The 23,098-nt window shown below is 47.5% G+C and carries 23 protein-coding genes; 22 read left to right on the forward strand and 1 reads right to left on the reverse strand.

The genetic code is table 11. From position 1 onward, the window contains the following. The first annotated feature begins 326 nt into the window (after window positions 1–326). From WCY20_RS01720 to WCY20_RS01760, 9 genes are all read left to right on the forward strand, one after another. A complete protein-coding gene (locus WCY20_RS01720) occupies window positions 327–1,520 on the forward strand; it encodes a hypothetical protein (protein ID WP_345976545.1) in 1,194 nt (397 codons plus the stop codon). Between the two features lie 516 nt (window positions 1,521–2,036). Beyond that, window positions 2,037–2,909 (forward strand): hypothetical protein, encoded by an 873-nt coding sequence (locus WCY20_RS01725; protein ID WP_345976546.1) that lies wholly within the window; start codon window positions 2,037–2,039, stop codon window positions 2,907–2,909. 55 nt (window positions 2,910–2,964) lie between these two features. Then, window positions 2,965–3,486 carry a ubiquinol-cytochrome c reductase iron-sulfur subunit gene (gene petA, locus WCY20_RS01730; RefSeq protein WP_345976547.1) on the forward strand — a complete coding sequence of 174 codons (522 nt, stop codon included), beginning with the start codon at window positions 2,965–2,967 and terminating at the stop codon, window positions 3,484–3,486. Window positions 3,487–3,503: 17 nt separating this feature from the next. Next, entirely contained in the window at window positions 3,504–4,718 is a 1,215-nt protein-coding gene (locus WCY20_RS01735; RefSeq protein ID WP_345976548.1) for a cytochrome bc complex cytochrome b subunit, read from the forward strand. 13 nt (window positions 4,719–4,731) lie between these two features. Next, entirely contained in the window at window positions 4,732–5,664 is a 933-nt protein-coding gene (locus WCY20_RS01740) for a c-type cytochrome (protein WP_345976549.1), read from the forward strand. 293 nt (window positions 5,665–5,957) lie between these two features. Next, a complete protein-coding gene (gene moaA, locus WCY20_RS01745) occupies window positions 5,958–6,923 on the forward strand; it encodes a GTP 3',8-cyclase MoaA (protein WP_345976550.1) in 966 nt (321 codons plus the stop codon). Window positions 6,924–6,984: 61 nt separating this feature from the next. Beyond that, window positions 6,985–7,338 (forward strand): four helix bundle protein, encoded by a 354-nt coding sequence (locus WCY20_RS01750; protein ID WP_345976551.1) that lies wholly within the window; start codon window positions 6,985–6,987, stop codon window positions 7,336–7,338. A gap of 66 nt (window positions 7,339–7,404) precedes the next feature. Beyond that, the gene (locus WCY20_RS01755; RefSeq protein ID WP_345976552.1) at window positions 7,405–8,163 is read left to right on the forward strand and encodes a 7-carboxy-7-deazaguanine synthase QueE; all 759 of its coding nucleotides are present in this window, start codon (window positions 7,405–7,407) and stop codon (window positions 8,161–8,163) included. Window positions 8,164–8,459: 296 nt separating this feature from the next. Further along, entirely contained in the window at window positions 8,460–9,041 is a 582-nt protein-coding gene (locus tag WCY20_RS01760) for a 6-carboxytetrahydropterin synthase (protein WP_345976553.1), read from the forward strand. A 761-nt stretch (window positions 9,042–9,802) separates the two neighbouring features. On the opposite strand, the gene glp is transcribed toward WCY20_RS01760, so the two are convergent. Next, window positions 9,803–11,020, reverse strand: coding sequence for a gephyrin-like molybdotransferase Glp (gene glp, locus WCY20_RS01765; RefSeq protein ID WP_345976554.1), 1,218 nt, complete (start codon window positions 11,018–11,020; stop codon window positions 9,803–9,805). Between the two features lie 95 nt (window positions 11,021–11,115). Between glp and WCY20_RS01770 the strand changes: the two genes are divergently transcribed. The 13 genes from WCY20_RS01770 (at window position 11,116) to WCY20_RS01830 (ending at window position 23,092) form a co-directional block, all read left to right on the forward strand. Beyond that, a complete protein-coding gene (locus WCY20_RS01770; protein WP_345976555.1) occupies window positions 11,116–11,505 on the forward strand; it encodes a hypothetical protein in 390 nt (129 codons plus the stop codon). Continuing rightward, window positions 11,502–12,173 carry a 16S rRNA (uracil(1498)-N(3))-methyltransferase gene (locus WCY20_RS01775; RefSeq protein ID WP_345976556.1) on the forward strand — a complete coding sequence of 224 codons (672 nt, stop codon included), beginning with the start codon at window positions 11,502–11,504 and terminating at the stop codon, window positions 12,171–12,173. Before WCY20_RS01770 ends, WCY20_RS01775 begins: the two co-directional genes overlap by 4 nt. Before the next feature lie 164 nt (window positions 12,174–12,337). After that, the gene (gene rpmE, locus WCY20_RS01780) at window positions 12,338–12,538 is read left to right on the forward strand and encodes a 50S ribosomal protein L31 (RefSeq protein WP_345976557.1); all 201 of its coding nucleotides are present in this window, start codon (window positions 12,338–12,340) and stop codon (window positions 12,536–12,538) included. A 14-nt stretch (window positions 12,539–12,552) separates the two neighbouring features. Continuing rightward, window positions 12,553–13,371 (forward strand): 16S rRNA (cytidine(1402)-2'-O)-methyltransferase, encoded by an 819-nt coding sequence (rsmI, locus tag WCY20_RS01785; protein ID WP_345976558.1) that lies wholly within the window; start codon window positions 12,553–12,555, stop codon window positions 13,369–13,371. A gap of 139 nt (window positions 13,372–13,510) precedes the next feature. Further along, the gene (gene rlmB, locus WCY20_RS01790) at window positions 13,511–14,188 is read left to right on the forward strand and encodes a 23S rRNA (guanosine(2251)-2'-O)-methyltransferase RlmB (RefSeq protein WP_345976559.1); all 678 of its coding nucleotides are present in this window, start codon (window positions 13,511–13,513) and stop codon (window positions 14,186–14,188) included. A gap of 2 nt (window positions 14,189–14,190) precedes the next feature. Then, a complete protein-coding gene (locus WCY20_RS01795; RefSeq protein ID WP_345976560.1) occupies window positions 14,191–15,066 on the forward strand; it encodes a hypothetical protein in 876 nt (291 codons plus the stop codon). After that, the gene (locus WCY20_RS01800; RefSeq protein WP_345976561.1) at window positions 15,060–15,896 is read left to right on the forward strand and encodes a hypothetical protein; all 837 of its coding nucleotides are present in this window, start codon (window positions 15,060–15,062) and stop codon (window positions 15,894–15,896) included. Before WCY20_RS01795 ends, WCY20_RS01800 begins: the two co-directional genes overlap by 7 nt. 8 nt (window positions 15,897–15,904) lie before the next feature. Then, window positions 15,905–17,131, forward strand: coding sequence for an LL-diaminopimelate aminotransferase (locus WCY20_RS01805; RefSeq protein WP_345976562.1), 1,227 nt, complete (start codon window positions 15,905–15,907; stop codon window positions 17,129–17,131). After that, entirely contained in the window at window positions 17,124–18,383 is a 1,260-nt protein-coding gene (locus WCY20_RS01810) for a homoserine dehydrogenase (RefSeq protein ID WP_345976563.1), read from the forward strand. The genes WCY20_RS01805 and WCY20_RS01810 overlap by 8 nt, the downstream gene beginning before the upstream one ends. 220 nt (window positions 18,384–18,603) lie before the next feature. Next, entirely contained in the window at window positions 18,604–20,661 is a 2,058-nt protein-coding gene (locus WCY20_RS01815; protein WP_345976564.1) for a molybdopterin-dependent oxidoreductase, read from the forward strand. 328 nt (window positions 20,662–20,989) lie between these two features. Next, window positions 20,990–21,319 (forward strand): YraN family protein, encoded by a 330-nt coding sequence (locus tag WCY20_RS01820; protein WP_345976565.1) that lies wholly within the window; start codon window positions 20,990–20,992, stop codon window positions 21,317–21,319. Between the two features lie 202 nt (window positions 21,320–21,521). After that, the gene (gene trxA / locus WCY20_RS01825) at window positions 21,522–21,839 is read left to right on the forward strand and encodes a thioredoxin (RefSeq protein WP_345976566.1); all 318 of its coding nucleotides are present in this window, start codon (window positions 21,522–21,524) and stop codon (window positions 21,837–21,839) included. A gap of 311 nt (window positions 21,840–22,150) precedes the next feature. After that, window positions 22,151–23,092, forward strand: a complete 942-nt coding sequence (locus WCY20_RS01830) for an FAD-dependent oxidoreductase (RefSeq protein ID WP_345978197.1) — start codon at window positions 22,151–22,153, stop codon at window positions 23,090–23,092. Window positions 23,093–23,098: the final 6 nt, after the last annotated feature.

Here is a 23,098-nt window from a genome sequence, read left to right on the forward strand (position 1 = left end):
GCCTTGTTTGTGTCACTTCCCGTTTCCACATTGTACGTGGAAACGGATATCTCAATATAAACTTCCAAAAACGTCCAGCATGTAATAGCCGAAGCTATGCTTTCACAATCTTTTGAAGCGTCACACTTAAATAAACTCAAACTATCCTGCAGTAAAAAAACTATTGTCGAAAAAGCATACCGGACTGCCCAGTTTTACACCGAATAGACAGTAGTTTCATTATTATAAGGCAACGCAACCGGGAAGAGTTTTAAATAGTTTTTTTTAATTTATATTTATAAATTGTCATTATAATCGTAGTGTATTTTTAACTGAAAGGATATGCAATGAAATTGATGAGTGCTATAGCGGTGTCTGCCGCGGCGGTATTGTTCACCGCGGGCTGCGGAGGCGGAGGCGGAAGTGACGGTACGACAGAACCGTCACTTCAAACAGGCTATTTCATGGACAGCGGTGTCGAAGGGGTAACTTATACCCGTTCAGGCGATGGCAACGGTACCACGGGTGCTTCGGGTGCATTTGGTTACCTTTCCGGCGAGACCGTCACGTTCAGCATCGGCGGGCTGACCATCGGGCAGGCTGCTGGATCGCCAGTCATTACGCCGCTTGATTTTGCCCCGAATGCGACGACCCTTCTGGACCCAGAAGTCAATAATATCGTACGCCTGCTACTTGCACTGGACGAGAATACGACCAAATCGGGGATTCAGATCTCTGATGCGACGATTCAGGCCGCTGCGGCCTGGACGACACCGGATTACAACCTTTCCGAATCACAATTCTACGGTTCAGTCAGTTCGGCTCTTGGAGCCGATGCGCCTGCAACTCTACCGACTGCGGCACAGGCAGAAACACATTTTCTTGGGACGCTCGAATGCGCCTACAGCGGTGCGTACATCGGCCGCTGGAACACCTCGGATGACAGCGGCGACTGGGGCGTGTTGGTACAGGCTGACAACACCGTCATCGCACGGGCGAAGAACGATTCATACACCACATTTATGGATCTGACGAGTGGCTCCAGGAATACCGTGGCGAGGACTCTCAGTTTCAGCGGCGGCCTGTACACCGTCGATCCTAGTGACCCCTACAATCCTTATTATGACGGCAGCGTAAGCGCCACCGCATCGTTTGCAGATGCGGACCATCTTGACGGAACCGCGACAGTCTCGCCTGACGGCATTTCCGTGGCGCTCACCGCAAACCGTATCGGCAGTTCGCCTACGGCCAAGTACCGTTTCACCGGTAGGTATACCGATACTACAGGATTCGGTGGGCTCTTCACCATGGACATCGATGCTGACGGCAAAGTGACAGGTTTGGGTTACGACATCGAAATGGACGAAAAATTCCCTATCAGCGGTCTGGTCGAAGGCACGACACTTACTTTCACTATTGACGATACGACGACCGGCGGCGGGAGTATTTACCTCGATAACGGTACGCTGAATGCAAGCTGGTCCGATCCAAGCGACGGTTCCAGCGGCAGTGTCAGCGGTACGGGCTGCCAGCTCAACTAAACACCTTCTTGTTCCCATCTCGCGATGGGAACGTATCTCTTTTACACTTTTTCTCTGCTCAATGCCTAGTACCTAAGCGTCTTATTTACGACAAATCAATACCTCGTCCCTGTATGCATGATGAGAACGATGCGGCTAATTATAATCTACAGTGACGGAATAAGTCTTTCTACAGGGTTTAGAAAAAATGGGGGGGGGTAGGTTACCGATACTAATTACGTTAGAATAAAACCGTCTTCAAAAAAATGAATCATGGCAAGACTATCTCGAATAGAATTATCAGGCTTTCATCATGTGATCGAAAGAGGTGTAGAGAGAGGAGAGATCTTTATAGATATGGAAGAGTATAACAAGTTCCTAACATTGTTGTGTAAAATGCGTCTAAAGCATGAAGTAGGTGTACATAGTGTTTGCCTTATCCCCACATTATGAAAACACACCATACTTTTCAGCTTCAGCCTTTCCTGTTATCTTTAGCCTATAATGCCTTTTATTAAATCCATTTACAAAGTTGTTATGATGAGACTTTTTTACTATGTACATACCGGCCACCGCATCGGGTTGGACCGTTTCCGCCGTGCGGCGACGATTATCCGCGCTCTGGGGGATGTCGATATCACCCTATTGACATCCGACTTCCGTATTGCTTCGGTAGCGAAGGATTTCGGGGTCAAGCGCTCCGTCGGGATCGATGTCGTCCGAAACATCCCGCAGATCGCCCATCACGGTGATAAGATCATCTTTGACTCGGATGAGATCAATCCGGTGATGCATAAAGAGATGACGGAGTACTTTTCGACCTTTGTCCGTGTCAGTGATGATCCGAATGCGACGAAGCTGCCCGGAGAGTTTTTGATCTCGCCGTATCTGGAAGGCGAAGGTATCTGTCAAGGTGTCGCTGTTGACGATAAATATTTTGAAAAGGTTCCCAAAACAATAGAGAAGAGTTTTTTCTTCGGCGATGATGACTATGAAGAGGACCTGTTTAAAAACCTGGATATCTTTGAAGCGCTGGAAGCGGACCTGATCCTTGGATTTTACTTTTTCATGAACTATGAAGAGAAGCTTGCCCCGGCCTTTAAAAAAGTCTATGAGTTCGAAGAGTATGATGAGGTGGTTCAGGGTTCCAAACTCTTTGTGACCGCTTCACCGCAGGCTGCCCTTGAGAATCTTGCTTCTGGCGGTCGTCCTGTCTTCATTCAGCGACCAGACTATGTGCGCGATTTCATCCCGCTTTTTGAATCGCTTAATGTCCCGATCGTGGAGGGATTTGACAGAACGGAACTCATGAAACAGCTTGAAATCTCTCTATCACACAATTATCACCAACTGGCACAATCTACACAGAAAATTACCAAATTTCTTAAAGATATCTTATCTTTATCATAAATTAATCTGCTTTAATCTACTATAGGTGTGAAAATTTCACACAGTGAGTATAGAAATGAATCAAACTAGAAGAGGCTTTATGGGTAAAGCTTTCGGTGCTGTAGCAGGCGTCGGAGCTGTAGGTGCTTTATATGCCATGAAGAAGTCATGGGATCCGCTTCCGAGCGTCAAAGCTGCAGGTTTTACGACGATCGATGTTTCAGCATGTGTTGCAAACAAACTGATCGTTGAAAAATGGCGCGGTAAACCGATCTTTGTCTTAAAAAAGACAGCAGAGATGGTTGCTTCTCAAAACGAAGAGCAGGCAGCGCGTGATATCGTCGTCGGTGACGATCACTTTATGATCGCTATCGGCCTCTGTACCCACCTCGGGTGTATTCCGGCATACCGTGAAGATAAAAAAGATTTCAAATGCGCCTGCCATGGTGGGGAATTTGACTTTGCCGGTATCGACACGCTTGCGCCGCCGCCAAGTCCTCTTGTCATCCCTCCTTTTAAGATCACAGGTAATTCCGTTGTTTTGGGCGAAGAGGGTCCTGAATATAAAAAGATGAAAGAATCTGGCGTTATCGCCTAGCATAGAGGAGAGGTTTTATGGCACATTTTGAAAAAGCAAACAGTCTGAACGAATGGCTTGACCAGCGTTTGGCAGTTAACACTCTTCGCCGTGTTCTGGCAAAAGAGTATTGGATTCCTAAAGATATCAACTTTCTCTGGGCGATGGGTATGGTACTTGCGGTTACATTCGGTATCCTGCTCGTTTCGGGTATTTTCCTGTTGATGTACTATCAGCCGAATGTCGCAACGGCATTTGACAGTGTCAACTACACGATTATGCAAGAGGTGGAGTTTGGCTGGTTATGGCGTCATGTCCACGCTGTAGCGGCGTCTGTCGTCTTTTTGATCATCTATATCCACATGTTCACGGGTATCTACTACGGCTCATACAAAAAAGGCCGTGAGATGATCTGGATCTCGGGTATGCTGCTTTTTGTCGCATTCTCGGCAGAAGCGTTTTCGGGCTATATGCTTCCTTGGGGTCAGATGTCATACTGGGCGGGTATGGTTATTACCAACCTCTTCAGCCTCGGTTCTCTGGAAGTGAACAGTCTTGTCGAATGGATCCGCGGTGACTATGTCCCTGCGCAGGCATTCCTTGACCGTTTCTTTATGCTTCACGTGCTTTTGATCCCGTTGGCGATCCTTGCGCTGATCGGTATTCACTTCGGTGCGCTTCGTATTCCGCACGTTAACAACCAGAAGGGTGAAGAGATCGATTTTAAAGTCGAAGCTGAGAAATACAAAGCGGGTAACAAAGCGGCTTCTAAAGTGATCGCGTTTGCGAACGACTTTATGAGTAAAGACATGTTCGTTGTTGCCGTCTACCTGCTCTTTTTCTTCTACCTGGTCTTCTGGCATTTCAACTTTGCGATGGACCCGGTCAACTTTGATCCGGCTGACGGTCTTGTTACACCGGCACACATCTATCCGGAGTGGTATTTCCTATGGTCTTACGAGATCCTTCGTCCGTTCTCGAAAGATATCGGTCTGATCGCGTTCGGTTTTGCTCAGGTAATCTTCTTCCTGTTGCCGTTCCTTGACAGAAGTCCGAATGCCGTTCCGGCAAGCCGCCGCGGTGCATTTATGCTCTGGTTCTGGATCATGGTCGTCGATATGATCGTCCTGACCGCGATGGGTAAATTGCCGCCGGAGGGTATCTTCAGTACTATCGGTCTGGTCGCCGCAGTTGTCTTTATCGCTTTGTGGGTTGCCCTGCCGTTTATTACAAAATTAGAAAAAAAGTGTTAGGGAGAAGATCATAATGAAAGAATTATTTATATTAGCGGTTGTCACTTTCTTTTCTCTACTAACTTATTGGCTGGTAGAGCCGTTCGCTCACTCTCAGATGCATGCGCATATTGACAGCGAGCAGTTTGCTTACGCGGATCTTCCGTCGTTGACAAAAGAGGGTGATGCGACGCGCGGTGCCGACACGTTTATGGCAGGCGGCTGTATCGGCTGTCACAACGTCAAAGCACTGGGCATGGAGACGGGTATGTCTGCCAAAGACTCGGCGGCTGCTTACGGTGTCAACCCGCCTGACCTTAGTAACGCCGGTGCGATCTACGATGCAAAATTCCTTGCAGCCGTAATCAACAACCCGGCTCATGCAACGATGGTGGAACACAAGTTCTCAGACACACGTCCTCACCCGATGCCGAACTTCTACGGTGCGGGCGGTGACATCGAGCAGGAGACAGCGGATATCGTTGCCTACCTTCAGTCGATTGCCGTCAAAGCCGAAGAGGTGACACCGACGATGGCCTTTGAAAATGCCTGCGGCCGTTGTCATGCGGTACGTTATACCAACTGGACGCAGATGGGTGAAAAACCGGCATTCAAGTACAAAAAAGACGAGCTTCGTTACGATGCCGATGTACTTGAGTACCAAGATTCTGTCAAAGCCTACATGGGTAAATTGCCGCCGGATCTTTCGATGTACATCCGTTCACGTAACGAGCACTATCTTTCGACATTCATCGAGAACCCGCAGCACCTTCTTAAAGGGACGGCAATGCCTCGTACGGGTGTAACTGCCGAATCTGCAGAGAAAGTGATCGAGTATCTTAAGATGGCGGGTGATCCGAAAGCCGAAGAGCGCAACGAAGTCGGTAAGACTGTTATGATCTTCCTTGTCATCTTCGCAATCTTCGCGTATCTCTGGAAACGCCAGGTATGGAGAGACCTGCACTAGTAGGTTTTATGCTGTTAAGAGAGTTTTTCTCTTAACGGTCTCTGTTTTCTTCCCTTTTAAACACAAAATACATTCTCTTTTTCAAAGAAAAATCACACATAATTCGCTTATCTACAATAGAGAGGTGTAACCGTTCTTAATCAAAATCAAGATATTTCTCTCTGCTTTGCATTATAACCCTACTAATATATTTTATTTGATACCCTTTCATCTATTATTGAAAATTATATGAACCGAATATCACCATACCCAAGAAAGATTTCATCCTCAACGGTGAAGAAGAAGGAACTATTGTGTTAATTGACAGTTACGGCAGAACAGTGGACTATTTGCGTGTTTCGGTAACGGAACGCTGCAATTTCAGATGTCAATACTGTATGCCAGAAAAGCCTTTCTCCTGGGTTCCGAAAGAGAACCTTCTGAGCTTTGAAGAGCTTTTCGAATTTATTAAAGTCGCGATCGACGAAGGGGTCAAAAAGATCCGAATCACCGGCGGTGAACCGCTGCTTCGCGAAGACCTTGACAAGTTTATCAAGATGATCTACGACTATAAAAACGACATCGACCTGGCGATGACGACCAACGCCTTTCTGCTTAAAGGCGCGGCGCAGAAACTCAAAGACGCGGGGTTGAAACGTATCAATGTCTCAATCGACTCGCTCAAGCCGGAAATGGCGGAAAAGATCGCGAAAAAAGATGTTTTGAAACAGGTTCTTGAAGGTGTTGAAGAGGCCCTGGCCGTCGGCCTGAAAGTCAAGGTTAACATGGTGCCGATGAAAGGGCTCAACGACAACGAGATACTGGATGTTCTGGAGTACTGTAAGGAACGTGGCATGGTGGTACGTTTTATCGAATATATGGAAAACGTCCATGCCGAAGTCGACATCAAGGGGATGCAGAGCCCGGAGCTGCTTTCTGTCATCGGCAGCCGTTATGCCTATGAGGATGAGGGTTTTGACGGCCACTCCCCGTCACACTACTACAAGCTCGAAGACGGCTACGAGTTCGGTATTATCGAGCCGCATAAAGACGACTTCTGTAAAAAATGCAACCGGATCCGTTTAACGGCCGAAGGCAATCTGATCCCCTGTCTCTATTTCGACGAGGCGATGAGCATTCATGACGCCATCAAGCGAGGCGACATCAAGGAGGCGGCACTGGTGCTTAAAGAGGTGATCCGTACCAAGCCGGAGAAGAACCGCTGGAACGACGACGACCATGAGGTCTCTACCCGCGCGTTTTATGAAACCGGTGGATGATTTCACGACGTGAAATCGGTAAATGGTGAATGGATAATAGTAAATAGGAGAGGGTGTCTGTATGCATAAAAATTTAGATGTATGGCAGAATTCAATGCATTTTGTTACTGCTCTCTATGAACTTACACAACAATTTCCATCGGATGAACGGTTTGGATTAACAAACCAAATTCGAAGGGCTTGTGTGTCAATACCTTCGAATATTGCTGAAGGATCAGCTCGCCATAGTAATAAAGAGTTTGTTCAATTTTTGTACATTGCTCTAGGTTCAGCCTCAGAAGTAGAAACACAACTTCTGATAGCAAAGAATTTAAATTATGTACATTCTATTGATCCGCTGTATAATGATCTACAGTCTATTAAACGCATGTTACTTGGACTCATCAGATCAAAACAAATTAGTAAAGACAGTTAAAATGCAATATGTTTTTCCCATTTACCATTCACCATTCACCATTCACATCAAACAAAAGAGAACCTTTTGATCTACCTGGTCGAACATTTTTTCTCTATCCAGGGTGAGGGTCGCTATGTCGGCGTGCCCTCGCTCTTTTTCCGTTTCGGCGGCTGCAATATGCGCTGCGAAGGCTTCGGCTGCGAACAGCAGGCACCGGACGGCACCACGGTCCTGGGATGCGACACCGTCTATGCGGTCAACCGGGAGCATTTCGCTTCGGAGTGGATCGAGATTAGAGAGCTGCAGCAGCTGCTGAGCGTCTTTGACCAGTATGAACTGCCGCCCAATGTTGATGTGGTGTTGACGGGCGGTGAACCGCTGATGGTTGCGGACGATCCGATTTTTGTCGCTTTTCTGGAGGCGATAGTCGGAAGAGGTCTGCGTATCACCTTCGAGACGAACGGTTCTCTCGGGGTGGATTTTGAGAAGTACCCTGTCTATAAAGCGTGCGTCTTTGCCCTGTCCGTTAAACTTGAGAACAGCGGCGAGTCCTACAGCAAGCGGATCCGTCCGAATACGATCTTCTCCCTGGCGACCAATGCGAAAGAGGCCTTCTTTAAATTTTCGATAGACGCCGACTCGATCGACATCGGGCTGGACGAACAGATCGAGGAGATCCTCTCCCATGCACCGGGAACCCAGGTCTACTGCATGCCGGTCGGCGGCTCCAGAGCGGAGGTCGAGAGAAACGCGCTGCCGCTGATCGAATACTGCAAAGTGAAGGGGTACACCTACAGTGACCGTCTCCATATCCGCATCTGGGACGAAGTCCACGGCGTTTAACTAAAAGTTACAGCTTTAGCGCATCTTGCACCGGAGTTCACCGCTCGACGCACACTAGTGCGCCTTCGGGATCACATCCAGCACAATCTACACTAAATCTGAAACTTTTAACAGAGGTATATTTTTCTTCTCCCTTTTTTAAATGCTATAATGCATTTTATGATAATCAGAAAACAGTTTAAATTCGAGAATGTGAGAGTCGTTAGAAAAAGCCAACTTCTTGGCTTTTTTAGGCTCGGAACCAGAGGTGATGTACGAAGTACCACCGGCGGAGTCCAATCTAAAGTAGATATGCCATGATAATTCGAAAGTCTTTTAAGTTTGAAAACGCGCACATAGTCCGCGGCTGCTCCTCTCAGCGCTGCCGGGCTTCGATTCACGGGCACTCCTACATCATCGAGATACTGTTTGAATCCAATTTCTTGGACAACGGCCAGATGGTCTATGATTTCGGTCTGATGAAGCAGAACATGAAAGAGCTGATCGACAGTTTTGACCATGCGATCACGCTGTGGGACGGGGATGATAAAGAGTATCTTGAAGATATGAAAAAACACTCTTCCCGCTGGGTGCAGCTGCCGGTCTCCCCCTCGGCCGAGCAGTTTTCGCGTGTGATCTTTGTGATGATCAACGAGTTGTTGAAACTGACCTCGATGGTCAACGGTGAAAAAGAGGTCCGACTCAACAGCGTCATCGTCCATGAGACCGCGACAGGGTACGCCCAGGGGTTTGAAGCCGACGCCTATTCGGAGCTGATGGGCAAGATCGATCCGGAGAAGATTGTTTTCAGCGACGCCGTACGTGCCGACTGGCACGACCCTGAGCTTTGGGAGAAGATAAAAAAAGGCAACCATTTCATCAACCCCAAAACGGTTTAAAATTAAATGGCATCACTGATATTTTAGATGTTGAAGTCTTATAATGAAGAATTATTATCTTTTAGTTAGAAGATTCAGGTTGACCGGACGAAGGTCCGGCAACGGGCGAAGCTAGAGAAATGCAAAGTCCGGGCAGTTTCACTTCGCTCTTCTTCTTTTTCGTTAGGTGAAAGCCGTTAAGAAAAAGCCAACTGCTTGGCTTTTTTAGGGTTGGAACCGTAGAAGTTATGTGAAACATCGTCGAAGGCGTTTCTTGAGCGAGCAAGAAGATAAAACACTAAAGTGTAATGCAGGGCGACACTAAATGTCGCATCGTAAAAAGTAACATACTAGCTATCAAAATACATTTAAAGAAGTTGTGCAGTTAAGATCTGTTGTGACACAAATATAGGAACGAATAACTTTTGTTTCATACACTCTTTCCTTTTTTTCTCCGCAAAAAAACGAAACCAAAAAAGCTCTCGAATCGGCTTCGAGGTTGACAGGCTGTCGACTACCTTCCTTACACTCTCTTTTCCTCTAAAAATTCCTAACTCGCTTACGCTCAGACAGAGTAATTTTCTTAACGAGAAAAAGAGAGTTCCAGTCAGCTCTGCAGATGCTTCGAAAAGAGCCAAGCGGTAACGCATTGATTTGAAATTAAAAGCTGACGCTTTTCAATCCGGCTATGCCTTATTGCACGGAACATCGAATTTTCTACGTAATTCAAAATGTCAAAAAAATTGAATACTAACTATCTAAAACCATTCAAAAAAAGAAAACTATTTTGTGAAAAGCGATTTCGGTTCGACGCAGTTGAAACTGAAGCGTGTCGGAATGATCTTGACGGCGTGCCCCTCTTCCAGCTCGCTCACACCCGCATCGACAAAGATCAAAGCATTGGCCTTCGCTAGCGGCGAGACCATGCCGGGCGCATACTTTTTGCACACGTCAAAACTTTCACCGTCATAATAACCCGGCACCAGGGTGTTGCGTCCGGGACGTGTTTTATAGCTTCCTTTGAGCTTGGCCTGCAGGGTGGCAAGGTACTTCTCGCTGACAGCGGAGAGCGCATTGATGGTACTTTGTCCGAATATCTCGAAGATAAGGGCTGCCGCCAGAGGATTGCCCGGCAGGTTCAGGACGTAGGTGTTGCCGATGCGGCCGAAAGTGGTCGGTTTCCCCGGTTTGATCTCGATTTTTTCAAAGATATTGGTGTAGTCAAAGGCTGCGAATGCCTCTTTGGTGTAGTCGGCATCGCCGACACTGACACCGCCCGAGGTGATAATGAGATCGGAGTCGAGTGCTGATTCGATCAGTTCGTGGATGCTCTCGAGCGAATCAACTGCGGTTCCGATGAACTGGACCGCACAGCCTAGCTCCTGGCAACGGGCCATGATGGTCGGCGTGTTGGTATTGTAGAGCTGGTAGTCCGTAACTTGCTCGAAGTGCATTTTGAGCTCACTGCCTGAGGCGAAGAGGGCAACACGGGGCTTTTTATAGACGTGGACCTGGGAGATCCCCTGTGACGCCAGCAGAGTAATGTGGTGGGCATGGAGTCTTTCGCCTTTTTCCAGCAGACGGTCACCGCTTTGAATATCTTCACCGGTCAGGCGGATATGCTGAGCCGGGCGGATCTTTTCGGGCATCGTGATCTTGTCACTTTCAGCAGTGGTCTCCTCAACGGGAACGATCGCCTCACAACCGTGGGGGATACGGGCCCCGGTCATGATCTTGATGCAGTTTCCCTCCTGCAGCTTGATCTCCTCTTTGTCGCCGGCAAAGATCGTGTGAAGACATTCAAGAGACTTTCCTGCATCGGCATTTTTAACGGCATAACCATCCATCGCCGAGTTGTCAAAAGGGGGCAGGTTATGCGTGGCTGTGATCTCTTCGGCCAGGACATGTCCGAGCGCCATCTCAATAGGTAGTAACTGTATCGATTTTGGTTTTACATGTTCAAAGATAAGCGAAAGCGCCTCGTCAACAGTTACAGCCATAATAATCCTTTTATCAATAGATCAATTGCTTCAAATAAGCAGAAAGATTATAGAAGAATTTGTGTAAAATCTTGGTTATGAATGCAATGTACAATATGAGTCTATCTGTTCACTGGTGGGGCGTCCTGCTTCTGATAGCAATTTTTTTGGCGAGTCTGTGGCAGCTTAACAGAAGCGAAGACGTAATAGCCTACCTGAAGAAGATGCGTATCCAGGGTCCGCTGATCTTCATGGCGATGTTCGTCCCTATCTTTACCGGTATGGTGATGATGGCCGCCAAACAGCTCAGTTTTACGATCCCGAATGTCGCAATGATTCTTCTTTCCGTTGTTCTTATCATCTTTGAGATCAAGCGGTCGAAACCGCTTAAGTATGCCTCGATCGCTGAAGAGGGGGCTTTTGAGAAGTATAAAAAAGATGCGCGGATAATTCTGATAAGCGAGATCGCCTTGATCATACTCATCAGTATCTGGATGTTTATATGAGATTTCTGTTTGATGATGATGCGGGAAAAGAGCAGCTGGTATTGAAAGGCGAAGCTTTCAAATACATCATCAAAGTGCGCCGGCATAAGATTGGTGATGAGCTCGGTTTCCGTCAACGAGAAGAGAGCCAGACACTCTACCGGTACAACATCGCAAATATCGATGGGCGAAGTGCGACGCTTGAACTGGTCAGCGCGGAAGAGGAAGCGGTCGCTGCCCCAAAGCCCCTGCATATCGGCTGGTGTGTGGTCGACAGCAACTCGGTCGAAAAGGTTCTGCCGCTTCTTAATGAGCTCGGTGTCACGAAGATAACCTTTATCTATTGCGACCGTTCGCAAAAGAACTTCAAGCCCGACTACAAACGTTACAACCGTATTCTGGAAAGTTCGATGCAACAGTGCGGGCGCAGTACGCGGATGCGCTTCGATGAGGTGAAAAACATTGAAGCCTTTATCGCACAAAACCCGCAAACGGTGGTCTTCGACTTTTGTGATGAGGTCTTAGGCGAGAGCGGCGGCATAGACACGGTTCTTATCGGCAGCGAAGGCGGACTGAGTGAGGCCGAACGTGCACTTTTACGGCAGCAGAAGGTCGTCCGTCTCGATACCCCGATGATACTCCGTTCCGAAACCGCAGCCACAGCGATCGCTTCGAAAATACTTCTGTAACCATTCTCTTCCCGACATCTTCTATGCCGCCTGCATCGTCGCGCAGAGAGGGCTTGCTAATTTAAGCGGATTTCGATACAATACGCCTTCTTAAAATCCGCACCCGTACGGATTCTAAAAATATACCGCGACTACGTACAGAGCGTGGCGCAAAAGGCAAGAAAATGAAAAAAGAGATTCACCCTACATCGGTTGAGTGTAAAGTATCTTGTGCTTGTGGTAACGAATTTGTTACTAAAAGTACGAAAGACGAACTACGTGTCGATATCTGTAACGAATGCCACCCGTTCTTTACCGGTTCTGAGAAGATCGTAGATACTGCCGGACGTATTGAGAAATTCAAAGCACGTTACGCACAGAAATAATCTAAGAGTAAGCATTGCTTACCCTTGTCCCTACTCCTATCGGCAATATCGGCGATATCTCGCTGCGCGCCATGGAAACGCTTTCACAAGCAGATATCCTGCTCTGTGAAGACACCCGAATCACCAAAAAACTTCTTAATATCCTGGATACGCGCTATAACCTGGAACGTCGTGAACAAGAATTTATCTCCCTGCATTCGCATAATGAGAAAGATTTTGTTGACAAACTGGAACCCTCATTTTTTGAACAGAATGTTGTCTATGTGAGTGATGCGGGGATGCCGGGTATCAGCGATCCGGGGCAGACTCTGGTGCGTTATTGTATTGACAACGGGATCAAGTATGATATCCTGCCCGGGGCCAATGCGGTCTTGACCGCATTTGTCGCGAGCGGCTTTGTCGCAACGCAAATGCTCTTTTTCGGATTTCTGCCGCACAAAGGGAGCGATCGCAGCACAGCACTGCAAGAGGCACTGTTTAACGGCTATACAACGGTACTCTATGAAGCACCGCACCGCTTGATGAAACTGCTTGATGAACTGGCCTTGGAAGCACCTGAACGCCGCCTCTTTTTAGCGAAAGAGCTGACCAAAAAGTATCAGAGCTATCTGCACGGTACGGCTGCCGAGATCAGATCAAAGATCCCGGCACCGGTCAAAGGGGAGTGGGTTGTCGTTATCGAAGCAGGTGAAACCCATCGCTCCAGCATTAGCGAACGTGATATCCTGGCCTTTGATCTTCCTATCAAAGTGGCCTCAAAATTGATCGCAAAGATTACCGGAGAACATCCAAAAGCCTGTTATCAGCGTTTACTGGGCGAAAAGAAACAGTAGCCGAAAGCTCTTCGTCCCGCCAAAAAAACAGATGCTTTTACGCCTCTTTAAGCCCATAAAATCCCGCCTTGCACGAACGATATAACACAAAAATATTTTTCTCACATTTTTAAAAGAAATTTTTGGATAAAATCATCGGATGTTAATCTATGGAAAACAACCAGTTTATTATCTTCTTGAGAAGTACCCGCACCGTATTGAGACGCTCTATCTAGCAAAAGAGCTGGAAAAAAAAGAGTACTCGCGCCTTATGCGGATGGGTGTTACTATCAAACGTATACCGCCCGAGGCTGCTCAGAAAATGGCTAAAAACGGAAACCATCAGGGGTTTCTGGCCGATATAGATGGGGTTGAAGTCAAAAGCCTTGAGGCCCTGCGCACCAAACCGTTTATTGTCATTTTAAGCGGCATCACTGATGTCGGGAATATCGGCGCCATTATCCGAAGTGCTTATGCCCTTGGGGTTGACGGTATCGTCGTATGCGGCATAAAGCATCTAAACCTTGAAGCTATAGTCCGCAGCTCATCGGGTGCGATCTTTGACATGCCGATAGCGATCGTCAATAATGTCCACGATGTACTGAATGATCTGAAGACCTCAGGTTACTATATCTATGGTGCCGTAATGGACGGAGAAGACATCAACGGTGCGAATATCACTTATAAAAGAGCCTTGGTCTTGGGCAATGAGTCAGAGGGGCTTTCTAATCGCGTGGTTGAAAAACTTGATTATCCGGTGAGCATTAAAATGGCACACGGTTTTGATTCGCTCAATGTCAGTGCCGCCGGCGCAATTTTAATGGATAGGATGCGTTAGTGATGGATGATTTTGAAAAGCTTCAGGAGTTAGGCAGCAAGAAGATCGCCTCAGCAACACACATTCCGGTGGCGCATGTAGAGGCGATCTTGAATAAAGAGTTCACGCTTTTTGCAAAGGCACAGTTCTTTGGCTTTCTCTCCATACTCGAGCGCGAATATAAAGTCGACCTTTCAGCACTAAAGCAGGAGTACCTTTTTGCGCGGGCGCAGGAAGAGATGGCGCACGAGAGCAGTTTTGAGATTCCCGAAACGGCCCCAAAGCTGTTTGAAAAGAAAAAAGTTCTCTATGGGGCTTCAGCGGTTGCTGTTGTTCTTGTGCTGATCCTGCTGTTTACTTTCATCGATTTTTCGGTACCTGAAGAGGCGAAGATAGAGATCAACAATACGGCAATAGATCAGGCGAAAAAGAATTTGAATCTGGAACCTGTTCATGCGGCTAATGTTGATGAGCCGATCAAAGACAACGAGGTCGAATCGGCCGAGTTCGGACAAGACGTTTCGGAGAGCAACGCGACGGCTGTGCCTGACAGCCAGGCACAGCAAGTGAGTGCACAGCTCCAGCAGGAACCACTCAACGGTCCGGAACCGACGGTACCGCTCTACTTACGTATCGTTCCGCATGGAAAGCTGTGGCTGGGTATTATCGATGCAGAGACGCATAAACGCAAAGTAAAGATCATTACTGAGCCTCTTGATCTTGACGGGAAAAAAGAGTGGCTTATCATGACCGGATACGGTTATCTTGACATGGAGTGTGGCGATACAACAAAAAAATATAGAGTAAATGACAAACTGCTCTTTTTATATGAGAGCGGCGTTTGTCATAAGATTGATGAAGATGAGTTCAAAGCGCGGAATAAAGGTAAATTGTGGTGAAAAAGCTGCTGCTTGTTTTGGTCTTGGCCCTCTCGGTTTTTGCACAGGAAGTGATAGAAGAAGAGCTTCTTGACGAGAAGATCATCTCTTTTATCGGCGAAGAGTCTTATTCAAAAAACAGAGATTACATTCATATTATCTTTAGAGATACAAAAAATTTTTACACGAAAGAGCATATCAATGTCGTAAAAGTTGTTGAGACGCTGCAGGAAAATGGGTTGCTGCACCTCTTCTTTGAAGAGCCGCAGCAGTATGAGATGACCTTTCATTCAACCGGTTCGCCGCTCTTTTTTGTCAAGTTGATGGGTGACACCCTGCGCTCTATGGGGTATTACCGCTATGTGACGAAAGAGTCGAAAAATGATGAAAGTGGTTTTGAGTGGACTATTTCACTCGAAGCGGAGTATGTGACGGACCCGGTACTGTTACGTAAAGAGCTTTCAACGTGCGGATGTGACATCATCGATATTGTACGCAACTCCGCAACGGATTGGCACTATGATATCGACACCTCAAAAGCACATCTTAAAGTCGATCAGCTTGAAATTGGAAAGAAGAAAAAATACAGTCGTCTTCAATATGCCAAGTGGCTTGATGTCGATCATATCAAATCGATGCAGATCAAAAGCCACAGGGCAAATTTCTGGTACCCGTATATCGCACTTTATGACAGCTCACTGCGACTGTTAAAGGTGATAAAGCAAGATGAAGAGACAAGCGAATTTAATTTGAATTTACCGCAGGAAACACGCTATATAAGGGTCAGTGACCTTTACACAATAACAAATATCAGATATGGACTTGAATTTAGTCCTTCCGGGAAAAAATAGGAGAAACAATGTTTAATGAAATTCAGTTTGACCGAATACAGAGACTTCCGAAGTACGTATTCGCCGAAGTTAACGAATTGAAAATGTATGAACGTCGTGCAGGTGCTGACGTCATCGACTTTTCTATGGGTAACCCTGACGGTGACACGCCGGAGCATATTCGCGAAAAACTTATTGAGTCGGCGCAAAAGACAAAAACACACGGTTATTCAGACTCCAAAGGGATCATCAAATTGCGCAAGGCAATCTGTGACTGGTATAAAGAGCGCTATGAGGTCGATCTGGACCCGGTAACCGAAGCGGTAGCGACCATGGGCTCAAAAGAGGGCTATGCCCACCTTGCATACGCCATTACCAACCCCGGTGATGTGATCGTCGTACCGGACCCGACCTATCCGATCCACTCCTACGGTTTCGTTCTTGCCGGCGGCAATGTCCAGAAGATGGAACTGCCGTTTGACGAAGATTATAATGTGGATGAAGATCAGTTCTTTGTGAACCTTGAAACAGCGTTCAAAGACTCTTTCGTCAAGCCGAAATATGTGGTGGTCAACTTTCCTCACAACCCGTCGTCAGCTACGGTGACGCCGGAGTTTTACACGCGTCTGGTCGCTCTGGCGAAGAAAGAGCGTTTTTACATCATCTCCGATATCGCGTACGGCGATATTACGTTCCGCGGCTATAAGACGCCGTCGATCATGAGCGTACCGGGAGCCAAGGATGTGGCAGTGGAAAGCTTCACCCTTTCGAAAAGCTACAATATGGCGGGCTGGCGTGTCGGCTTCTTTGTCGGGAACCCCAAGCTGATCGGAGCACTTCAGAAGATCAAATCGTGGCTGGACTACGGTATGTTCACCCCGATCCAGGTGGCGGCTACGGTTGCTTTGACCGGCGATCAGAGCTGTGTCGAAGAGATCGTCAACAAGTATGACAAACGACAGGATGTGCTGGTCGAAACCTTCAACCGTGCAGGCTGGCCGGTAAAACTCAACCGTGCCTCCATGTTTGTCTGGGCGAAGATCCCCGAATGCGCTGCGCATCTGGGTTCACTGGAGTTCAGCAAGCGTCTATTGGTCGAAGCACAGGTCGCGGTCGCTCCTGGCATCGGCTTCGGCGAATACGGTGAGGGGTATGTCCGTATCGCATTGATCGAGAACGAAAACCGTATCCGTCAGGCCGGTAAAAATATCAAACGCTTTTTACAGCAGTTTGAAGAGGAAAATATTGATGGTTAAAGTCGGTGTAATCGGTGTCGGAACAGTTGGAACATCCGTTGTAAAGATTCTTAATGACAACAAAGAGATGATCACGGCACGTGCAGGCCGTGAAGTGATCGTGACCTCAGGCGTGGTCAAGAACCTTGCAAAAGAGAGAGGGCTTGATATCAAGCTCACCGATAATCCGTACGATATCGTCAACGATCCTGAGATCGATGTGGTCGTTGAACTGATGGGCGGCGTGGATGAGGCGTTCGAAGTGGTCAAAACGGCCTTGCAAAACGGCAAGGCCGTTGTCACAGCCAACAAGGCGCTTCTCGCCTATCATCGTTACGAACTTCAGGATATCGCCAAAGATCTTCCCTTCGAATTCGAAGCGAGTGTCGCCGGGGGGATCCCGATCATTAATGCTCTCCGTGACGGCCTTTCAGCGAACCATATCGAGTCGATCGTCGGCATTATGAACGGGACATCGAATTACATGATGACCAAGATGACAGATGACGGTGTCGCTTACGATGCGATTCTGAAAGAGTCCCAGGAACTGGGTTATGCCGAAGCGGACCCGACCTTCGATGTCGGCGGATTTGATGCCGCACACAAACTTCTCATCCTTGCCTCTATCGCCTACGGGATCGATGCCAAACCGGAAGATATCCTGATCGAGGGGATAGAGAATGTGACCCAGGACGATATTGCCTTTGCCAAGGAGTTCGGTTACGCCGTAAAACTGCTTGCGATCGCCAAACGTGACGGTGATGAAGTGGAGCTGCGCGTCCATGCCGCTCTGATCTCCAAAGATGAGATGATCGCCAAAATCGACGGCGTGATGAACGGCATCAGTGTCGTAGGCGACAAAGTGGGCGAGACACTCTACTACGGTCCGGGTGCCGGCGGCGATGCGACAGCGAGTGCCGTTGTGGCCAATATTATCGATATCGTCCGTTCGGGCAAATCGGCACCGATGCTCGGGTTTAACAAACCTTTGGAACATGGATTGACGCTAAAAGCCAAAGATGCCATTGCATCGAAATATTACATGCGTTTCAACGTGATGGACAAACCGGGTGTCCTGGCCAAGATCACAGCGCTCTTCAGTGAGCATGATATCTCCATCGAGACTATTTTGCAGCGCCCGTCCGGTTCGGAATCGGTCAACCTCCTGCTCTCGACGCATATGGCTGTTGAACGAAACATTCAGGATGTGATTTCCGTCGTTAAAACACTCGATTTTGTGATGGCTGACCCGGTTATGATCCGTATCGTCTAAGAACGATATTTTGGTAGAGTCCCTTCTTGAGAGAGGGGCTGTTTTTACCTCAAACCGATAGTAATTTTTTTCTTCTGAAACCCCTTTGGTAACCCCAGTATTTTTAAACTTATTAAGTCATGACACTGTAAACTCTGAATGATAAAAATACTCAATAGTGCAGAATCGCTATCTTTACGTCTGTAGTCTTTAGTATTTAACTTCTCAATGGGGCAAAACCGTGGAAACAATCGATAGTGTATGTACATATTGTGGTGTAGGGTGTGATATTGCGGCAAATGTCGAAGACAATAAAATCGTCAAGATTTTTGCCCATCCGGACGGGGTCGTATCGCAAGGGAAGCTCTGTATCAAAGGCAAGTACGGTTTTGACTTTGTCGATTCAGAAGAGCGGCTGCGAATACCGCGCATCAAAAAGAGCTTTTTAGAGAAGAACCCAGCTATCAAAGAGGCGATCGGTTCGAAACTGAACGATTTTGATGCCGTCTGGTATGAAACGGATCTCGATACGGCGACAACGGCCGCGGCTATGAAACTGAAAGAGATTCAGGCGAAGTACGGCAGAAAATCGGTCTGTTCCATCGGCGGGGCGAGAACCTCATGCGAGAACTCTTATCTGTTCCAAAAGTTCACCCGTCATACACTGAACTCGCCGCATGTCGATAACTGTGCGAGGGTCTGTCATTCACCGTCGCTTAAAGGAATGCGTACGACCATAGGGGAGGGTGCCGCGACCAATCCGTACAATGACATCTACAATACGGAATTTATGATCGTTATCGGTTCGAACACCACCGAAGCACACCCGATCATCTCAAACCGTATCCTGGATGTTGCAAGGGAACATGATAATCTGGCTGTCTTTGATGTCCGGGAGATCAAGCTTCACCGTTTTGCCAAGTACAAAGCGATCATGCCGCATGAGGCGAATCTGCTGGTGTTGAACATGCTGGCCTATGTCATCATCGACGAAGAGTTGTATGCGGAAGATTTTATCGCCGAGCGGACAACAGGGTTTTTGGCGTTCAAAGAGAAGATACTGAACGATCCTTATGCCAACCCGGACTATTTCAATGAGATAGAGGGGTACGAATATATGGCGAAGATGATCCGCAAGGTGGCCCGTGAGTATGCCCTTAAAAAATCGATGATCTTCTGGGGTCTGGGTATCACGGAACATCTGGATGGCTCGTACGCCGTTATGGCGATCACCCACCTTGCCCTAATGACCGGCAACATCGGCAAAAGCGGTGCCGGATTGATGCCGCTTCGCGGACAGAACAATGTTCAGGGCACCTGCGACATGGGGATGCTGCCGTATTACGATCCGGACTATCAAACGCCTAAAGAGGTGGGCCTGATGACGCCGCAACTGGTGGATGAGATGCTCGAAGGACGCGTTAAAGCGGTGCTGAACATGGGCGAGGATCTGACCCATATCCATCCGAATCTCAACAAGATCGAACGTGCGATCGAAAACCTCGAACTGATCATGGTCCAAGAGCTGTTCATGACTGATATCGCCCAGAAAGCGGATATCGTCATCGGCGTCAAGTCGGCCTATGAGAAGACGGGTGTCTATATCAATGCGATGCGCCGTCTGCACCTGTCGCAGCCGCTTGTCAAATCGGACCTGCCGGATGACTGGGAAGTGCTGAAACAGCTGGACAATAAAATGGGCGGTGACGCTGCGTATACCAGTTCGAAAGATATCTGGGAAGAGGTACAGCGTGTTGCCTACCGCCGTTTCAGCGGGGCGGACTATATCCGTTTGGAACGTCATCGAAAACGTGGTCTGCAATGGCCGGTACACACGGAAGATACCCCAATCCTGCACCAACTGGATTTCCGTACGGAAGACGGGCTGGGTCGGTTTCATTACAAACAGTATGAACTGCGTGGCATGGTTGAAGAGATCAGAAGTAAAAAACTGACGGGCTACCATTTGACGACAGGAAGAACGATCGCGCACTACAACAACGCGGCGCAAACAAAGCAGACCGAAGCATTGATGGACCGCTACAGTGAAGATATCCTGTTGGTCTGTGAAGAGGATGCGGCGGATTTCCCAAGCGAAAAAGTAATCTTGCAGACCGAGTACGGCAAGACAAATCCGCTGACGATCAAACTGACGGACAAGGTCAAACCTAAAACACTCTTTACGACATTCCACCATGCCGATTCGCGCATCAATGCACTATTTGGTGATAAATGTGATGAATTGATCCTGACCGCGGCATTCAAGTCGATCAAAGTCGAGGTTGTTCCGGTTCCTTAAACCATGAGACGGCAAGGCAGTCAACCGTAAGTTTTGACATGCTTCTCACCTGTTTTGAAAGGATGATGCGATGAGCCGAAACAAGGGATATGCCGAAAAGAAGTGTGCTGAATGCACGCTTTTTACGGATAAAGTAAGATTAAATGGGAGGCCGACGTGAGTCGAGCCAAAGGATATGCCGTAAAGAAGTGTGCTGAATGCACGCTTTTTACGGATAAAGTAAGATTAAATGGGAGGCCGACGTGAGTCGAGCCAAAGGATATGCCGTAAAGAAGTGTGCTGAATGCACGCTTTTTACGGATAAAGTAAGATTAAATGGGAGGCCGACGTGAGTCGAGCCAAAGGAACCATAGCTGAAGAAAAGGCGTGCGAGTTTCTGCGTGAACACGACTTTGATATCATTGACCGCAATGTCTACAGCCGCTATGGTGAAATTGATATCATCGCGCTTAAAGAAGATGTATTGCATTTTGTTGAAGTGAAAAGTGCCACTGCGTATGACAGTGCCGTTCAAAACATCACCCCTGTCAAGCTGCAGCGTTTTCTGCTGACAGTAGCGAGCTATCTTAAAAAACACAAGCTTGATATGGCGTATTGCGTCGACGGTGTTATTGTGACGCCGGATACGGTGACGCATATAGAAAATATTACGCTGTAGGTAATCTTAAGTCAATATTAAAAAATTACAATAATCAAAGCAAGCATAGATTGCCTTTTTTTAAATAGGATAAAATTTCTCTGATTTATATCTCAGAAGGTAACGTTTTTCTTTTTTTAACATAGGATAACAGTGTCTAAATAAAAAATTAACTGAAGAAGAGATATAATATTTTCATAAATTCATAACAAGAGGTAATCTCATGGCTAAATATATTGAAGCAACATCTGCAGATTTCGATGCAACAATCGCTGAAGGCGTAACAATGGTAGATTTCTGGGCTCCATGGTGTGGACCGTGTCGTATGATCGCACCGGTAGTTGAAGAGCTTGCAGAAGATTTTGACGGCAAAGCTAAAATCGTTAAAATCAACACTGACGAAGAGCAGGACATTGCTGTTAAGTACGGTGTTCGCTCTATCCCGACAATCATCTTCTTTAAAGATGGTCAACAAGTCGATATGATGGTCGGTGCAGCTTCTAAAGATGCATTCGCGTCAAAGATTAACTCTCTTCTCTAATCTTTACAAACGTAAACGGTTGTTCAAGCCAAGGGGTGAAAGCTCTTTGGCTTTTTTTATGCCTATTTTTCACGTTAAAGAGCTAGTTGCCGCTTACTAACGCCCCTTCGTCCTCTCAACTTATAGGACACCTCTTTTCCCTCCCTGCGGGCAACACAGAGAAACATACACGCTGTGTTGGTGAGACTGACTAGGGTTTTTAGAGTTCCCCTTAAGACAATCTGAATTATTCAAATGACAAAGAGTCTCTTTAGTAGTAAACGGGTATTATTTTAAACAAAATTGCAGTGATGAATTTAAAAGGAACCAAGATGTTGGATTGTGCGATTATTGGTGGTGGACCGGCAGGTTTAACGGCAGGATTATATACAACTCGCGGCGGTTTGGCAAATGTGACAATGTTTGAAAAAGGGATGCCCGGCGGACAGATCACACAGAGTTCCGAGATCGAAAACTACCCTGGTGTCACAGGTGAAATCACAGGGATGGATCTGATGATGCCGTGGCCGGAGCAGTGCCAGCGCTTCGGACTCAAGCACGAAATGGTCGAAGTCAAACGTGTCAGTCAAAAAGAAGACGGCACCTTTGTCATCCTCAAAGAGAACGGCGAAACAGAAGAGGCCCTCTCTGTCATCGTCGGTACGGGTTCAACACCGAGACGTGCCGGTTTCAAAGGCGAGGACCTGTTTTTCGGAAAAGGGGTCAGTACCTGTGCCACCTGTGACGGATTCTTTTACAAGGGCAAGGAGGTCGCGGTTGTCGGCGGCGGCGATACCGCTCTCGAGGAGGCCCTCTATTTAGCCAAGCTCTGCAGCAGAGTCTATCTGATACATCGACGTGACCGTTTCCGTGCGTCACCCAACACCATTGAACGTGTCAAGAAAACAGAGAACATCGAGCTGATCGTCAATGCCTGTGTGGATGAAGTCGTCGGCGATGCAATGGGCGTAACGGGGGTGCATATGATTATCAATGACGGAACGCTACGCCAGCTAGACGTGCCGGGTATCTTTGTCTTTGTCGGCAATGATGTCAACAACCAGGTGTTGATGCAGGAAGACGGCACTTTTTTATGCGATATGACCGAATCCGGCGAAGTTATTGTCGATATTTCGATGCGGACTTCGGTACCGGGCCTTTATGCGGTGGGCGATATGCGTATAGCGGCACCGAAACAGGTCGTATCGGCTGCAGGTGACGGAGCGGTAGCAGCGCTGCAGGCGATTGCTTTCGTCGATGAAAAATTAAATTAGAGGGTA

This window comes from Sulfurimonas sp. HSL3-7 (assembly GCF_039645985.1).
GTDB lineage: Bacteria > Campylobacterota > Campylobacteria > Campylobacterales > Sulfurimonadaceae > Sulfonitrofixus > Sulfonitrofixus jiaomeiensis.

Coding starts and splice junctions, on each gene's coding strand:
- WCY20_RS01740 (WP_345976549.1), top strand. CDS start 4,732: ATGAAAGAATTATTTATATTAGCGGTTGTCACTTTCTTTTCTCTACTA.
- rlmB (WP_345976559.1), top strand. CDS start 13,511: ATGTTAATCTATGGAAAACAACCAGTTTATTATCTTCTTGAGAAGTAC.
- WCY20_RS01805 (WP_345976562.1), top strand. CDS start 15,905: ATGTTTAATGAAATTCAGTTTGACCGAATACAGAGACTTCCGAAGTAC.
- WCY20_RS01830 (WP_345978197.1), top strand. CDS start 22,151: ATGTTGGATTGTGCGATTATTGGTGGTGGACCGGCAGGTTTAACGGCA.
- WCY20_RS01810 (WP_345976563.1), top strand. CDS start 17,124: ATGGTTAAAGTCGGTGTAATCGGTGTCGGAACAGTTGGAACATCCGTT.
- petA (WP_345976547.1), top strand. CDS start 2,965: ATGAATCAAACTAGAAGAGGCTTTATGGGTAAAGCTTTCGGTGCTGTA.
- WCY20_RS01720 (WP_345976545.1), top strand. CDS start 327: ATGAAATTGATGAGTGCTATAGCGGTGTCTGCCGCGGCGGTATTGTTC.
- WCY20_RS01795 (WP_345976560.1), top strand. CDS start 14,191: ATGGATGATTTTGAAAAGCTTCAGGAGTTAGGCAGCAAGAAGATCGCC.
- glp (WP_345976554.1), bottom strand. CDS start 11,020: ATGGCTGTAACTGTTGACGAGGCGCTTTCGCTTATCTTTGAACATGTA.
- trxA (WP_345976566.1), top strand. CDS start 21,522: ATGGCTAAATATATTGAAGCAACATCTGCAGATTTCGATGCAACAATC.
- WCY20_RS01735 (WP_345976548.1), top strand. CDS start 3,504: ATGGCACATTTTGAAAAAGCAAACAGTCTGAACGAATGGCTTGACCAG.
- WCY20_RS01775 (WP_345976556.1), top strand. CDS start 11,502: ATGAGATTTCTGTTTGATGATGATGCGGGAAAAGAGCAGCTGGTATTG.
- WCY20_RS01725 (WP_345976546.1), top strand. CDS start 2,037: ATGATGAGACTTTTTTACTATGTACATACCGGCCACCGCATCGGGTTG.
- WCY20_RS01770 (WP_345976555.1), top strand. CDS start 11,116: ATGAGTCTATCTGTTCACTGGTGGGGCGTCCTGCTTCTGATAGCAATT.
- rpmE (WP_345976557.1), top strand. CDS start 12,338: ATGAAAAAAGAGATTCACCCTACATCGGTTGAGTGTAAAGTATCTTGT.
- WCY20_RS01760 (WP_345976553.1), top strand. CDS start 8,460: ATGATAATTCGAAAGTCTTTTAAGTTTGAAAACGCGCACATAGTCCGC.
- WCY20_RS01750 (WP_345976551.1), top strand. CDS start 6,985: ATGCATAAAAATTTAGATGTATGGCAGAATTCAATGCATTTTGTTACT.